11 protein-coding genes are annotated in these 13,757 nt (G+C 38.5%); 2 read left to right on the top strand and 9 right to left on the bottom strand.

Annotation, left to right across the window (positions count from 1 at the left end; all coding sequences use genetic code 11):
• Positions 1 to 16: 16 nt before the first annotated feature.
• From JI665_RS23595 to JI665_RS23575, 5 genes are all read right to left on the bottom strand, one after another.
• Positions 17 to 805: an ABC transporter permease gene (locus JI665_RS23595; protein WP_071155493.1), complete on the bottom strand. Its 789-nt coding sequence runs from the start codon at positions 803 to 805 to the stop codon at positions 17 to 19.
• Entirely contained in the window at positions 802 to 1,644 is an 843-nt protein-coding gene (locus JI665_RS23590; protein ID WP_206844844.1) for an ABC transporter permease, read from the bottom strand. The genes JI665_RS23595 and JI665_RS23590 overlap by 4 nt, the downstream gene beginning before the upstream one ends.
• A gap of 12 nt (positions 1,645 to 1,656) precedes the next feature.
• A complete protein-coding gene (locus tag JI665_RS23585; protein ID WP_206844843.1) occupies positions 1,657 to 2,826 on the bottom strand; it encodes a M28 family metallopeptidase in 1,170 nt (389 codons plus the stop codon).
• Positions 2,823 to 3,524, bottom strand: coding sequence for a GntR family transcriptional regulator (locus JI665_RS23580; RefSeq protein WP_206844841.1), 702 nt, complete (start codon positions 3,522 to 3,524; stop codon positions 2,823 to 2,825). The genes JI665_RS23585 and JI665_RS23580 overlap by 4 nt, the downstream gene beginning before the upstream one ends.
• Before the next feature lie 314 nt (positions 3,525 to 3,838).
• On the bottom strand, positions 3,839 to 5,656 hold the full coding sequence (locus JI665_RS23575; protein WP_206844840.1) for a LysM peptidoglycan-binding domain-containing protein: 1,818 nt from the start codon (positions 5,654 to 5,656) through the stop codon (positions 3,839 to 3,841).
• Between the two features lie 526 nt (positions 5,657 to 6,182).
• Between JI665_RS23575 and JI665_RS23570 the strand changes: the two genes are divergently transcribed.
• The gene (locus JI665_RS23570) at positions 6,183 to 7,022 is read left to right on the top strand and encodes an isocitrate lyase/PEP mutase family protein (protein ID WP_206844838.1); all 840 of its coding nucleotides are present in this window, start codon (positions 6,183 to 6,185) and stop codon (positions 7,020 to 7,022) included.
• Between the two features lie 295 nt (positions 7,023 to 7,317).
• Here JI665_RS23570 and JI665_RS23565 read toward each other — a convergent pair whose 3' ends face one another.
• Genes JI665_RS23565 through JI665_RS23555 form a run of 3 tightly spaced genes read right to left on the bottom strand, consistent with a single transcriptional unit; the run spans position 7,318 to position 10,955 of the window.
• On the bottom strand, positions 7,318 to 8,415 hold the full coding sequence (locus JI665_RS23565) for a Ger(x)C family spore germination protein (RefSeq protein ID WP_206844835.1): 1,098 nt from the start codon (positions 8,413 to 8,415) through the stop codon (positions 7,318 to 7,320).
• Positions 8,405 to 9,499 carry a GerAB/ArcD/ProY family transporter gene (locus tag JI665_RS23560; protein ID WP_206844832.1) on the bottom strand — a complete coding sequence of 365 codons (1,095 nt, stop codon included), beginning with the start codon at positions 9,497 to 9,499 and terminating at the stop codon, positions 8,405 to 8,407. Before JI665_RS23560 ends, JI665_RS23565 begins: the two co-directional genes overlap by 11 nt.
• A gap of 10 nt (positions 9,500 to 9,509) precedes the next feature.
• A complete protein-coding gene (locus JI665_RS23555) occupies positions 9,510 to 10,955 on the bottom strand; it encodes a spore germination protein (RefSeq protein ID WP_206844828.1) in 1,446 nt (481 codons plus the stop codon).
• 419 nt (positions 10,956 to 11,374) lie between these two features.
• On the opposite strand from JI665_RS23555, the gene JI665_RS23550 reads away from it, so the two are divergent.
• Positions 11,375 to 12,598 (top strand): epoxide hydrolase family protein, encoded by a 1,224-nt coding sequence (locus JI665_RS23550; RefSeq protein WP_206844826.1) that lies wholly within the window; start codon positions 11,375 to 11,377, stop codon positions 12,596 to 12,598.
• Positions 12,599 to 12,895: 297 nt separating this feature from the next.
• Here JI665_RS23550 and JI665_RS23545 read toward each other — a convergent pair whose 3' ends face one another.
• Positions 12,896 to 13,471, bottom strand: coding sequence for a TetR/AcrR family transcriptional regulator (locus JI665_RS23545; RefSeq protein WP_206844824.1), 576 nt, complete (start codon positions 13,469 to 13,471; stop codon positions 12,896 to 12,898).
• Positions 13,472 to 13,757 lie beyond the last annotated feature (286 nt).

Genomic DNA, 13,757 nt, shown 5'->3' with positions numbered 1-13,757 from the left:
CTCCCAGTTTCATGGTTTATTTTGATGCAATGTTCTCAATTCCTACCAGCATATCAATGATAAGAATCAGGATAAAAGCAATGTAAATCGTTACGGCTGAAACAGCTGCTATCATGGGATCAATGTTATATTGAACATAATTAAACATCTTCACAGGGAGTGCCATCTGATCCGCAGAAGTCAGGAAAATCGTCACTTCCACATTGATCCATGAAACGGCAAACGAAAACAGTGTCCCTGCGATAATACTGGATTTCATTAGAGGAAGGGTAACAAAGAAAAATGTTTTCCATGGTCCTGCACCCAGGTCTCTTCCTGCTTCTTCAATATATGGGCTTATTCCAACAAAGCTATTTACACATGTCCTGACAATGTATGGCAAAATGATAATAATATGCCCTAATACCAGGGTGTAGAAATTTTGAGGGCTATTTGTAAAATAGTAAAAGAACTGCAGAAGTGCTAATCCCAGGAAGATTTGCGGGAGCAAAAGCGGCGATGAAATTAAATTCATCACAATCCCTTTGCCTTTGAAGTTATTTCTTGCTAAACCGTAAGAGGCTGGAATCCCAATTAATATCGCAAATAAAGTAGCCGTCCCTGATAATTTAAAACTATAAAGGAAGGAGTCTAAGTAGGAAATATCCTCAAACAGGGCCTTATACCATTTCAATGTGAAGCCTTTTCCTGGAAAGCTAAGATAATTTAGTTCAGTAAAGGAGACATTAATTAGGACCAGTAATGGAAATGCCAGGAATAGAAGGAGGAAGCCTCCGATGGCCCACATAATCACTTTATAGATCATCGTCTTCCCTCCTCAATCCAGTCTGACCTTAATAAATAATGGTTCAATCCAATGATCAGAAAACTAAACATTAACACGGCAAAAGCAACAGCAGAACCGAATTGATAGTTAAAAACCTGCATCATTTGTTCATAAATAACCGTAGCAATCAGTTGGATTTTGCCGCCTGAAAGCATGGCCGGCGTTACATACGCACTAATGGCCAAAGAGAAAACCATCACACTGCCAGCTAAGATGCCAGGGACTGTTAAAGGCAGTGTAACCTTGATGAAGGTTTGGAAAGCACTTAAGCCTAAATCGGACGCTGCCTCCTCCAGCCTGCTGTCTATATTCTCTAAAACGGTTGTGATGGATAAAATCATGAAAGGAGCTAATATATACACCAAACCTATCACGATACCCGTCTCATTATATAGAAGCTTAAGAGGCTGTGAAATAATCCCCAGACCCAGAAGTGTTTTGTTAATAAACCCATTATTTCCTAAAATGACCATCCATCCAAATGACCTGACGACTGCACTTGTAAATAAGGGGGAAATGATAATGATATAGGCGATTCTCTTAAGCTTTTTGCTCTTAATATATCTGGTTGTGAAATAGGCAATAAAATACCCTATTAATAGTGTGATAATAGTTGCCAATATTGAAATTTTTATTGATCTAAATGTAATCGCTAAATAGTGTTGATCCTTAAAATACAAGAGATAGTGCTGGAACGTTATTGTTCCGCTTTCATCCAGTATAGAATTATTAAGGACCACGATTAAAGGAAGAACGAAAAATCCCAATAAAATCAAGATAGATGGAGCTAATAGGAAAAGGACAGATTTTTTTGACATGTCTTGTCTCCTTTACTCTATTTTTTTGAGCAAATTAAAAACTGTCTCGATGATAAGCTCCACTTTGTCATATTCGATTTTTTCCATGGTATCTGTCGGCCGGTGATAGTCTGGTAATCTCCAAAACATGAGGAGAGCTGTCGGGATCCCTTCTAAATGGAACATCCATTCATCTGCTCCTGCTTTAGGAGTATCAACATCAACTTCAAAATCCTTGCTATCATAAGCTCCAGCTTCCCTAAAACTTTCTATAACCTTTTGTCGGAAATCTTCCGGGCCCACCCATGACCAAATCTTGTCTCCAGCACTAATTTGATCTAAATTGATCACTGCAGCCACTTCATCAAGTGTCCCTTTTTCTTTTAAATCGTTTACATAATAATCTGCACCAATGAAACCAACCTCTTCATTCGAAAAAGCGATTACATCTACATCAAATGGAAAGTCAAATGAACCGCTGCTTAATCTTCTCGCCACTTCAACGATTCCAGCAATGCCTGAGCCATTATCGTAAGCTCCAGGAGTATTTAACGTTGTGTCCGAGTGTGCGCAGACAATTACTTTTCTCTTTCTTGCTGTATTTTTAGCCTTGTATGGATGGCTGATGATGTTAGCCGATTTACATTCTTTTATATTTCCCTCTACCTTTACAAACACCTCAATCTCGTGTCCTTCATTTAATAGTTCCTGAACATGAAGGTGATCTTCGTAGCTCATCACCACAGCCGGAATTGGGAACTTTGCCCGCGGATTCAATAATGCAATGGGATCACCTCCGCTGTTCACCACAACTTGAGCTAAAATATCTCCTTCTTCACTCAGGACATTGTAACAAGGCATATCATAAACACCCGGAATCAGTCCTTTTATCCCGTGATATGTAAGTTTCCCTTTTATTCCTTCACTTGAAGTAGAGCCAGAGAATAGGAGATAAGCTGTTTTTAATTCTCTCGAAATAGGTGATAGAAATTTTAATTGAGGTGTTCCCTTAGGCTCCCAGCCTATAAATGGATATACTTGTCTTTCTGTCTCTATTCCTAAATCACTGAGTCTTTGAAGAATATATTCTGTTCCATTCCATTCACCTTCTGTACCTGCAAACCTTTGCCCTACCTCCTCACTTAAGACTCGGATTGTTTCTTTAATATCTTCACGGACATTTGTCGTATTGATTTTGCTCATTTTAATCCCCCTGTTCTATTATTACCTTGATTTAAAGGTATGTTATCTTCTATTACCACTTTTGCATAATCTGAAATTCCGCTTAGATGCTGGATAAATACTTCTTCCACTTTGTCCAAGTCCCGACTGCATAAAGCCTCATAGATTTGATAATGTTCTTTAATTGATCTTTCCACAAGGTGGGGTCTGCTTAAAAAGGAATATCTAAAATGAACAATATAATCATGCAGATTTTCTAAAATGTTAACCAATCTGGTTAAGCCTGACACTTTGATGATTTCCGCATGAAATAAATCATGAACCATCATGAGTTCTTCCACTTTACCTAGCTGGAAAAACATTTCAGACTGCTCTAGATAACCTTTTAATGTTAATAGCTGTTCATCGGTGATTTTGCTTGCTGCAACTCTAGCGGCGGTGGGTTCTAAAAGAGTTCTTATGAGGATAATTTCATTGATGGCATCAAAGTCAATTCCTTTAACAAGGCAGTGTTTTCTGGGGAGGATTTCTACTAAACCTTCTTGCTCTAAACGTTGGATAGCCTCTCGTACAGGTGTTCTGCTGACACCGAGGTACTTTGCTAACTCCATTTCAACTAATCTTTCACCATTTTTAAGTTCACCACTGATAATTTTTAATCGGAGCTGATCAAAAACCTCCGATGCGATTGATACAGATTTAATTTTATTTAGCTTCATGTCATTTTTTTAACCTCCTGCTTGATGTTGAATTCATTATATACCATATTGTATACAACGCACAATATATATTTATAATATTTTAAATATTTAAAATAAATTAATAATTATTGAAGTCTTTCTCACTAAATCCTGAGGAAACTATCATTCTCCCCTTTCTCATGAGAGAGTTTTCTGAAGATAAATAAATTTCACCGGTGAAGTTCTATTTGTTCTGACGAAAGAATGATTACATACAAAAAGCCTTTCATCGCTTGATGAATAGGCTTTTTATCTCTTTATCCAAATATTGTGAACCAACAGGCCCTCACGTTTTATAAAAGGACTAAGGTTGAAGCTATTTCCTTCAAATGCGGCTGGTCTGCCCATAAGATGAAGTAATTGTAGGTTTCTCCTTGGATTGTAATGGGAGTTGGATACCTTACGATTAAAGCTGATTGATTCAGCATTTCTGCTGGCTGGTCCGCAGAGGGAAAAATGTAGCATGCTTCCTGGTTTTGAATTCGAGTCTTCAAGATGCTTGGCATGGATCCATAGGGCATTAATAGATGGAAAGCTTCTCCATGGCACACCTCATCTAAGTTTTCATCTGCTGAAATCGCTGATATTTGAAAAAAGCCGTCAGCACCTTCGTATCTTTCCCCGTTCACTTTCCGCCAGTTTGACGGATATTGGAAAATAACCTTGTAGGTCGTGTTCGTATATGTCTTTTGGGTACCATCCACTATGGCAGTTGGAGACCATTGAAGTGACTGAATGTTAACTCCTGCAATTAGCCGTATCGGGACGGGGTGACGGAGGTCGATAGCCCACATTTCACTTGCAAATTCCTGTTCCTTGCATCCTCTAAGATAGGCTATTTTTGTTCCGTCTGTTGACCACGTGACAGGCAATGCAAAACAATTGGAAATAGCCCAAATTCGATCCTCTTCTCCTCGCCTCCCCACCGTTCGAACTTGTGAAAAATACCCTCTATCTTCAAAGGCCGTAGCGCTATAGGCTATTTTTAAAGAATCAGGTGACCATGTCGGATAATAATTTTTTGCAAGGGGCCCGCCTTTTACTTCAACCACATTGCCTGTTGAAAGCTCGATGGTGTGAATAATGGAGATGCTGACACCTGGTGTTGTATATAGAACAAAGTTTCCGTTGGGTGATAGCTGGGCATTATTAAGCCGCCCTCCTGTGTTACGTGTAATTTGCTGTTTCCCGGATCCATCGGTATGAATTCGGAAAAGCTGGCTAATTCCTGATTCATCCGGTGCCTGGAATAACAGTTCCCTGCCGTTCGGAAACCATTGAACATCTGTTGAGTCAGGTTGTTGAATGCTTTGCGCTTGATGAGACAGAACGTTGTACATGATAATGCGACCTTGCTTCGTATAAGCAATTTGGCTGCTGTCAGGTGACCAATCCAATTTGAATTCAGCACCTTCTTCCACCTGGTCGATTTGAGCGATCGCACCAGATGCAACATCCACAACATATATAATTCTGTTCTTTCCAATAAACGCAATTCTCCTGCTATTGGCTGACCATTCTGGACTTGAAAAAGAGTCACCCAATCCACTGGTGAGCTGCACGTTCTCTCCTGTCCGGGGATTATATAACCAAATATCATATTGCCCTCCTCGATCAGCAGTATAGGCAATCAGGCCTTGGCCACCAGGAGGGGCGTATGGAATCCTTAACTTCATTCCGGGAAATAGCTGTGAGGATGGAAGCTGGTTTACAATCCGAATAAGCTCAGTATTTGGCTCCCCATTCGTAATGACATTAAAACGAATGGCAAGCCGATAAAGTGTATCCCCTTGCTGGACGATATAATATGGAACACCTGGAGGAACCTTTAATAATTGACCGGCCTGAATGACATAGGGTGGCTGAAGCTGATTCGCCTCTATGATAACTATAGGAGGAACTTTGTAAAATTGTGAAATTCGATACACTGAATCTCCTTGCCTAACACGCACAGCATCAACCCCAGGTGGAACGGACAGCTGCTGACCTATATAAATCGTGTAAGGGGGCTTCAAATTATTTGCCGCAATAAGGGAATCGGCCGGTATTTCCCATCTCCTGGAAATCCCGTACAGCGTATCACCTGAACGTACTGTATAAAAAATTTGCATGATCTTCACTTCCCAAAGAATAAATTTCCATTGAGGAATTAAATGCGCACACACTATCTGCCCATATATTATTCAATAGGAAGTGCGAGGTTCAGTGCAAATGAGGAAGAATTAGATAAAAAAGAAGTTCAATTCCTAAATAGATAACTCTATTACAAATCTGTATAGCATGATTCGATTCAAGAAAAGCCTGAGGGAATCATTATTAGGGAAAAAAATTGTGGTAAAAAGATAAAAAACCTTCAAATGGGAAGGTCTCTTACTAAACAGCCCTCTCCTCTTCGTCATCGCAAGCTCTGAAAGATAATATCTCAAGAATTCGATGGATTCGATGAACCCCGATCCTGTAAAGGCTCCATCCTGGATTTCGAACCCTCCGATCATCATTAAGAGGGCATCCCCTGTAACTTCATTTGAGAAAACAATATGCATTCCATATTTCGATGAAAATCGAATTATTTAGCTCTTATAATAGAAATGAAGCAAAAAGAAACTTAATCCAAATGAAGAATAGGAGCTTAATTTTATGAATAGCAAAGAACAATCATTAAAAGCAGAAACCTTTCACCGCTTACACCAGCAATCATCCACCTTTGTTCTGCCAAACTCATGGGATGTAATCAGTGCAAAAATGTTTGAAGAATGCGGCTTTAAAGCAATCGGAACAACTAGTGCCGGCATTGCTGCTTCTTTGGGGTATTTGGATGGACAAAGTATACCGCTTGGCAAAATGGTTGAAACGATTGAAAACATCGCCAAATCAGTAAATGTCCCTGTGAGCGCAGACATTGAGGCAGGTTATGGACGGACAGTTGAAGAGGTTTTAGAGACCGTAAAAGCAGTAACTGCTGCTGGAGCTATCGGGATAAATCTGGAGGACGGTACAGGTGATTCTAACAGGTCTATATTTGATATTTCATCTCAAAAGGAAAAAATAGCAGCGATCAAAGGATTTTCGGAATCCAGAAATATACCGTTATTGATCAATGCACGAACAGATCTATATTGGTTAAATATTGGGGATTCTTCAACTCGTTTACAGGAAGCTGTAAAGCGGGCAAAAGCGTATCAGGATGCAGGGGCAGATTGCATTTTCATTCCTGGCTTAACTGATAGGAAAATTATTAAGAAGATTAGAGAGGAAATTTCTTGTCCGATCAACTTATTGGTTGACGCTGAGATGCCTTCTTTATCGGAGTTATCTGAGATCGGAATTGAGAGGCTTAGCTGTGGATCCGTCCCATTCAGAGCCACCCTAACATACTTAAGGACTATCAGTGAAGAGATTGTAAACCGCCAGACCTTTCATCAAATGACTAATGGCGATGTTCTTTCTTATAGGAGGTTAACTGAATTCATTCAATAAATAAAAAAATCGAACTCTGAAGAACACATCGTCCAGATTTTGAGTTTAAAATAATTAAGTTGCCCAGTTAGAATCTTCTTTATTTATGGATGGAAGGGAAATTCTAGTTAAGAGTTCCCCTTTCATCAAAAATGCACAACTTTGTAGTAATTAATGATACATAATTACCCTACAGTCGCGCCGCTTAATAATGAATACTGGAATAACAATAATGAAAAAGTAAAGAAAGGTTTATTAATGAAAAGTCATGTATCATAACTAAATAGAATGTCTTCACAACCTGGCATTCCTTAATTCATTTTGATTTTCCTGTATTAATCAGATTTACTTTTACTTTAACCTTAACATCTAAATTTGGGTAAATTTCCTCCCAATTCATCTTGTTCCATCTTTCATACGATACACTATTACGAACGAGCGTGCCCATTCCGATTGGATCTGTTTGATATTCTTTTAATTTGGTTAACAGCTTTTTTGAATTGGTTATTAAATATTGCTCAACCTGTTTTTCCAGTTTTTTTTGATACTTTTCTTCACTTATATCCATTGTACCTGTGTATTCAAGGACACTTCCTTTTAAATCAAGGTTTACTTCGACCGACATATCTCCTGTATTCACTTTTTTTTCATTATCAGAATTGATGCTGCTTAAAAAAAGCTGATAATTTTCTTCTGACTCTTCTTTATTAATACTTATCATTAATTTGCCGTCTTTGATATTTCCGCTTAATAAATTTAGAATCTGTGTTTCGTTTAAATTTAGCAGTGTAACATATTGATCTCCTTTAAAAGTACCCAAGCCCTTAAATTCAATGTTCTCGCCTTCATTTGAAAAAACCGGTAAAACCGGATCGATACCATCGTCGTAATAATCTCTCAAATAACGATATTTATTCGTATTTAAAACTTTATTTTGAGCGCCTAATTTATCAATGAGCGTATAAAGGTATTCAGCATTATCAGTAACAGAGGGCATCTTTTTTTTTAGAAGATCTTCAGCTTTTCCCTCAACGATTGCAAATTTAACGCGAGTTGAGACTTCAGGATCCCTTGTAAACGTCTTAACAACATTTATAAGTCCATTTTTCGCCAATTCCTCTCCGAAGAGAATTGTGCTTTGCCCACCCACTATTTTTAAATTGGTTAAATTTTGTAATTTGAGAAAAGTATCATGAGATGATTTTCCATTAGCAGTTAGAATTGTAGTTTCAAACATTCCATCTTTAGTAACAGTGGGAAAATGGACTGTTGTTTTTATCGGATTTTCTTTACTTCCCGACATATCATAAGAAACAGCTCCGAGAATTGCCAATTCTTCAATAATATTACTTCCTCTGCAACTTGTTAAAAACAAACAACATACTGCAATCAAAACAGTCATTTTATTTTGCATGACCTGCCTCCCTGTTAATCCGGTTTTTAAGACTTTGAATACAAAGGATGCATAACACAAGGATCGGTAATGCCCATGCTATCCCAATTGCACAATAACTCAGCCAATTTAACCACTCTTCGACATCCACCAGGGAATCTGGAACCAATGCAAGGAGAAAACCACTTGCCAGTATTGGTATTATCCAAAAATTAGGCTTAATTCTTTGAGTAATATTACCAAGAATTTGCTGGGCACCCCAGAAATAGATTACAATTATTGCTAATACTTTGAAAGCATAAACGGAAAAGCAGAGGTTCTCGGCTCGCGAAAGGAACTGAACTTCTGTATATTCAAATAAGGTCATAACCGGGTACATGTCATTTAATATTTGATCGAAGCTAAAAAAACCATAGCTCATGAAGAGCACAATGGCATAGGTTGCCATGGAGAAAAAGTTTCCTAAAAAAAGAGCCTTAGTCCACTTTTTTTCTGCCATAGGGAAAAAAAGAATAGAAACTTCAATACCTAAAAAGGCTGAATAAACATAAAATGCCCCCTTTAAAAAATCTGTTTCTCCTTTAAAAAAGAAAGTAGTAAAACGTGCAAATTCAAATTCTGGAATAAGATAAAAAAGTAAAAATATCATTGGAATTACGAAGCCGAATAAAACGAAAATTGCTTTCGAAATCTTGTAGATCCCACCTCTTAATAATTGAAAACTGAGCAAAGTAAATAAAATAATAAAAAGCGATATGGGCAGAGCCGGAAAAAAAATCATTTTATAAATAAAGATATATGACTTCATCACCATGCTCGCCATTCCTATCCAAACACCGATAATAAATAAATAGATGGGCACCATTACCCATTTGGGAACCGTCGCTTCAATGATTTCAAAAATTGACCTACCCTTACCCAGCTTATAAATTATCGCAATCAGCACAATATTTATATTAACTAATACGAAAATGAAAAAAATACTAATCCATCCATTTGTTCCCAAATATTCGGCAGTTAATCGAGGTAAACTATACAAAACGAGACCATTTTGAGCCATATGGATGAATATAGATAATTGAAATGGATGGAACCGTTCCTTCATAGTATCACCTCTAATTCCTCTCTTTTTCACTATCGTTATGCATCAAAGATTGTGCTGGCTGCCCCTTCCTTATTTTTAAAAAAGGCCCTCTCACAATACTATCTGTCCAGTCTTTGAAAAAGGTCGGAGAAATGGGCATAAAGTAAGGTGAAGATAAATTTGTTAACCCTGTTAAATGAATGGTTAATAACCCTAACACGAAAAAAATACCGACATTCCCTACAAATCCTGCCATTAAAATAAAGAGGAACCGAACGATTCTAATGGACGAACCCATAATATAACTAGGGACTATGAATGAAGCAATGGCCGATACTGCTACGACAATTATTAAAATGTTACTGGTAATCCCAGCTTCAACAGCAGCTTGGCCAATCACAATACCGCCTACAATTCCAATTGTCTGACCAATTTTTGTAGGCAGTCTCGCACCCGCCTCCCTTAGCAGTTCAATGACTATTTCTAAAAATATAGCTTCAACGATTGGGGGAAAAGGTACTCTACTCCTGGACTGCATAATACTCTGAAGCAGGGATTGTGGAATCATTTCGTAATGATATGTATTTATAGAAACATAAAAAGCTGTGAGTATTAAGGTAATAAATAATGCTATATATCGCAGAATTCTAACCCCTGTTCCTATAATCCAACGCTGATTATAGTCATCTGGTGACTCAAAAAAATCAAAGAAATTAGAAGGGGTACAAAAAATGTTCGGACTATCATCGACAAGTCCGATTATCTTTCCAGCATATAGTTTTGTCACAGCTATATCCGGCCTTTCAGTGGTATAAAATTGAGGAAATGGAGAAAATTGATGATCATCAATTATTTGAATTAAAATATTGGAGTCCGTCAGGGAATCAATTTTAACTGATTGAATCCTTTCTTTTAGATGATTCACAATTTCCATGTTTGCAATATCCTCAATATAGACTAAGAGGACTTTTGTTTTTGAAATTTCCCCAACAGATAACTCAATCATTTTTAACCTAGAACTTCTAACTCTTCTTCTAATCAACGAAACGTTCGTTTTTAATGTCTCATTAAATGAATCGTGAGGCCCATTAATTACAGTTTCTGTTTCAGATTGTGAAATGGAACGTTCCTCGAATCCGGATACATTTATTAAATAAGTATCCCCTCCAGCGAACAAAGACACATTGCCATCTAATATCCCATTTATCACATTTTCTTGATTTTTTTCACGTTTAAACAGTGATTGTTGAAAAGATTTTTCTAAATTATTGAATGACATTTCTCTTAATGGTGAAAGTATTTCCCACTCTAATGTGTTGGAATCTACTAATGAATTTAAATAAATTATGTGAATTTCATTTTGGTTAAATGAACGATGAACAAGGTCAAAACAATTCCCTAATTCTTTAAGTGTCTTTTCATATGTTGCTTCTGAAATTGTTTTTTCACTTTTTACAATTGACCGAAAACGCCTCATTCACCTTCCCTCCTTTTAACCCATATTGCCTCTATTGTTTACCATTCATTTTACTAATATGTATTTAGAGACTTTACAAACCTTTCTTGACTTATCCATTTTTCAAGAATTGAGTCATCTAAAACTGGGACCTGCAACATAGTACGGCCAAATCCTGATTCCAACCTACTTTGGAAACCTATAAGTATTAGTTCACCACTTGAATGATTTGCAGCATTGCCGGCAATTTTTTTGAGCTGCACCGGTTCGGAAAATTCAAGAACGAACGTTCAAGAAAATTCTTGACCGAACGTTCTTGAATGTGCTAGATTTGTTTTGAAAGGAGGAATCTTAGAAATATCGAGAATAAGCCGATAAGAACATTTAATAATAGCGGCAGCGTAAAAATCCATAAATCCAAAAAAAAGGAGATAAATAAAATGACACAAACAAATACCAAACAGCTGAGTAATGAACTATCAACAGAAAAGGACGCCATTCGCCCGTTTCATATAAATGTTCCGGAAGAAGAAATCATCGAACTGAAACGCCGCATTATCGCAACGAGATGGCCGGAGAAAGAAACGGTAGCTGATCAATCACAAGGCACAAAGCTTGAAACAATTCAAGAACTTGCTCGTTACTGGGCGTGTGAATACGACTGGCGCAAGATCGAATCGAGAATTAATTCCTACCCTCATTTCATTACAGAGATCGACGGTTTGGACTTTCACTTTATTCACGTTCGTTCGAAGCATGAGAACGCGATGCCGATTCTCATTGCGCACGGATGGCCGGGTTCGATTATTGAACAAATGAAGCTGATCGATCCGCTGACTAACCCGACGGCACACGGCGGAAGCGAATCGGATGCCTTCCATGTTGTCATTCCCTCAATGCCTGGCTACGGGTTCTCGGGCAAACCGACGGCAACCGGCTGGAATCCTAAACGCATCGCAAGTGCTTATAGCGAGCTAATGACTCGCCTTGGCTATACGAAATATGTGGCACAGGGCGGCGACTGGGGCTCTATCGTCGTTAACTTTATGGGCGTCCAGGAACCTAAAGGATTAATCGGCATTCATACCAACATGCCTGAGGTCATTCCACCAGAAGTTGACGCGGCGATCTGGTCCGGCAATCCGCTGCCGGCCGGTCTTTCGGACGAAGAGAAGAAAGCGTGCGAGCAAGTTCGCGAAAATAAATTTGCCTATGCCTTCCAGATGGGAACGCGTCCTCAGACACTCACCGGACTTGCGGATTCGCCTATCGGTTTGGCAGCCTTTATGATTGACCACGACTGGAAGAGTCATGCCTTGATCGCGAGATCTTTTGCTGGATTCAAGGAAGGCCTAACACGCGACGACGTTCTCGACAACATCACGCTCTTCTGGTTGACGAACACAGCGATTTCAGCGGCTCGTCTATACTGGGAGAACACCGTTGCCGGAGTCTCATTTTTCGCCGCAAAAGGCGTCAAGCTTCCGGTTGCAGCAAGCGTATTTCCGGATGAGATGTATGAAGCACCGAAGAGCTGGACAGAAAAAGCCTACCCGAATCTCATTCACTACAATAAACTTCCTAAGGGCGGACACTTCGCAGCTTGGGAGCAACCGGAGTTCATGACTTCTGAGATCCGCACGGCATTTAAGTCGCTTCGCTAATCGGACGCATGTAAAATTCGCTCACACGGTACCCTTTATCCCTCGCCACATCGGACATTCATTTTAATCCTATGGGAGAGAGATAATAGCAAAGATATTAATGAGCGTTTTAATAAGCTTGCTTGATTGAAGTTCATGGGGGCTAAATATAGATTAAAGTTCTTCATATTCGAAGAACCAAAGCCTTTTTTATAAAAAAATGCAGCCCAACTTTATAGGGCTGCATTTTCTTTACTTGATTAATTTTAATTTTGCTTTTATTTCCATATAGTTGAACAGATGGATGAACGATTCACTTTATTCTAATACTGACATATTCATTTCAATAATTTGCCGTAACTTTTCCCTGTCCGATACAGTCTTAACCATAACGCGAAGTCCAATTAATGCATTACTAAAATAGTAAGACAGCTTTTCCGCATTCAGTGTCTCGGAAAATTCTCCTGATTGTTGGCCTTCAACAATTAGGTTTCGTATTAACTGTTCTGTATAGGCCCATCTCAGGTGAACCAGATCAATTGCCTCAGAATCATAATTTGACAACTCAACCGCAGTATTCACGAGGAAGCAGCCATCGGGAAATTCGTCTTGCTGCTGGATTGCCATTTCAAGCAGCACTTGGATTGCTTCCTTGGCAGATCGGGTGTTAGCAATACGACTCTTAACCAACTGCTCTAACATTTCACTATAGCTTTTCAATGTTTTGACATACAAGGATTTTTTATCGCCAAAAGTATCATACATGCTCCCTTTATGGATCCCCATATGTGTGACCAGTTCCTGCATGGATGTCTTCTCATAACCTTGTTCCCAGAATAGCCGCATTGCTTTATGCAGAGCGGCACCTTCATCAAATTCCTTTTTCCTTGCCATCTCAATCTTACCTCCAAAATACGTGTGGTAACAGGTGCACTGACACACAAATATACTGAGGAACTCTAAGTTCCCTATAAATTTTTGTTACAAGTATATTAACATAAAATAATTTCTTTATCCTTATTCGATTATCCTTCAAGTTCGCATTTTAAGATTAGTCTAGTATTCAGGCTAGGTACTTGGAACTTGATCTCGTCCAGAAAAATAAGTTTGATTCATATAGGACAGTTCTTTACAGGGAAACTATATATGCAAATAAGAAGAAATACTGTTATGTGAATAA

It is taken from the genome of Bacillus sp. NTK034 (assembly GCF_017303275.1).
Classification (GTDB): Bacteria; Bacillota; Bacilli; order Bacillales; family Cytobacillaceae; genus Cytobacillus.
This window is presented reverse-complemented; position numbering and strand designations above follow the sequence as displayed.

What these genes read in the sequence shown, in the direction of transcription:
- JI665_RS23595 (WP_071155493.1), bottom strand. Translation starts at nt 805, where the DNA reads ATGATCTATAAAGTGATTATGTGGGCCATCGGAGGCTTCCTCCTTCTA.
- JI665_RS23590 (WP_206844844.1), bottom strand. Translation starts at nt 1,644, where the DNA reads ATGTCAAAAAAATCTGTCCTTTTCCTATTAGCTCCATCTATCTTGATT.
- JI665_RS23585 (WP_206844843.1), bottom strand. Translation starts at nt 2,826, where the DNA reads ATGAGCAAAATCAATACGACAAATGTCCGTGAAGATATTAAAGAAACA.
- JI665_RS23580 (WP_206844841.1), bottom strand. Translation starts at nt 3,524, where the DNA reads ATGAAGCTAAATAAAATTAAATCTGTATCAATCGCATCGGAGGTTTTT.
- JI665_RS23575 (WP_206844840.1), bottom strand. Translation starts at nt 5,656, where the DNA reads ATGCAAATTTTTTATACAGTACGTTCAGGTGATACGCTGTACGGGATT.
- JI665_RS23570 (WP_206844838.1), top strand. Translation starts at nt 6,183, where the DNA reads ATGAATAGCAAAGAACAATCATTAAAAGCAGAAACCTTTCACCGCTTA.
- JI665_RS23565 (WP_206844835.1), bottom strand. Translation starts at nt 8,415, where the DNA reads ATGCAAAATAAAATGACTGTTTTGATTGCAGTATGTTGTTTGTTTTTA.
- JI665_RS23560 (WP_206844832.1), bottom strand. Translation starts at nt 9,499, where the DNA reads ATGAAGGAACGGTTCCATCCATTTCAATTATCTATATTCATCCATATG.
- JI665_RS23555 (WP_206844828.1), bottom strand. Translation starts at nt 10,955, where the DNA reads ATGAGGCGTTTTCGGTCAATTGTAAAAAGTGAAAAAACAATTTCAGAA.
- JI665_RS23550 (WP_206844826.1), top strand. Translation starts at nt 11,375, where the DNA reads ATGACACAAACAAATACCAAACAGCTGAGTAATGAACTATCAACAGAA.
- JI665_RS23545 (WP_206844824.1), bottom strand. Translation starts at nt 13,471, where the DNA reads ATGGCAAGGAAAAAGGAATTTGATGAAGGTGCCGCTCTGCATAAAGCA.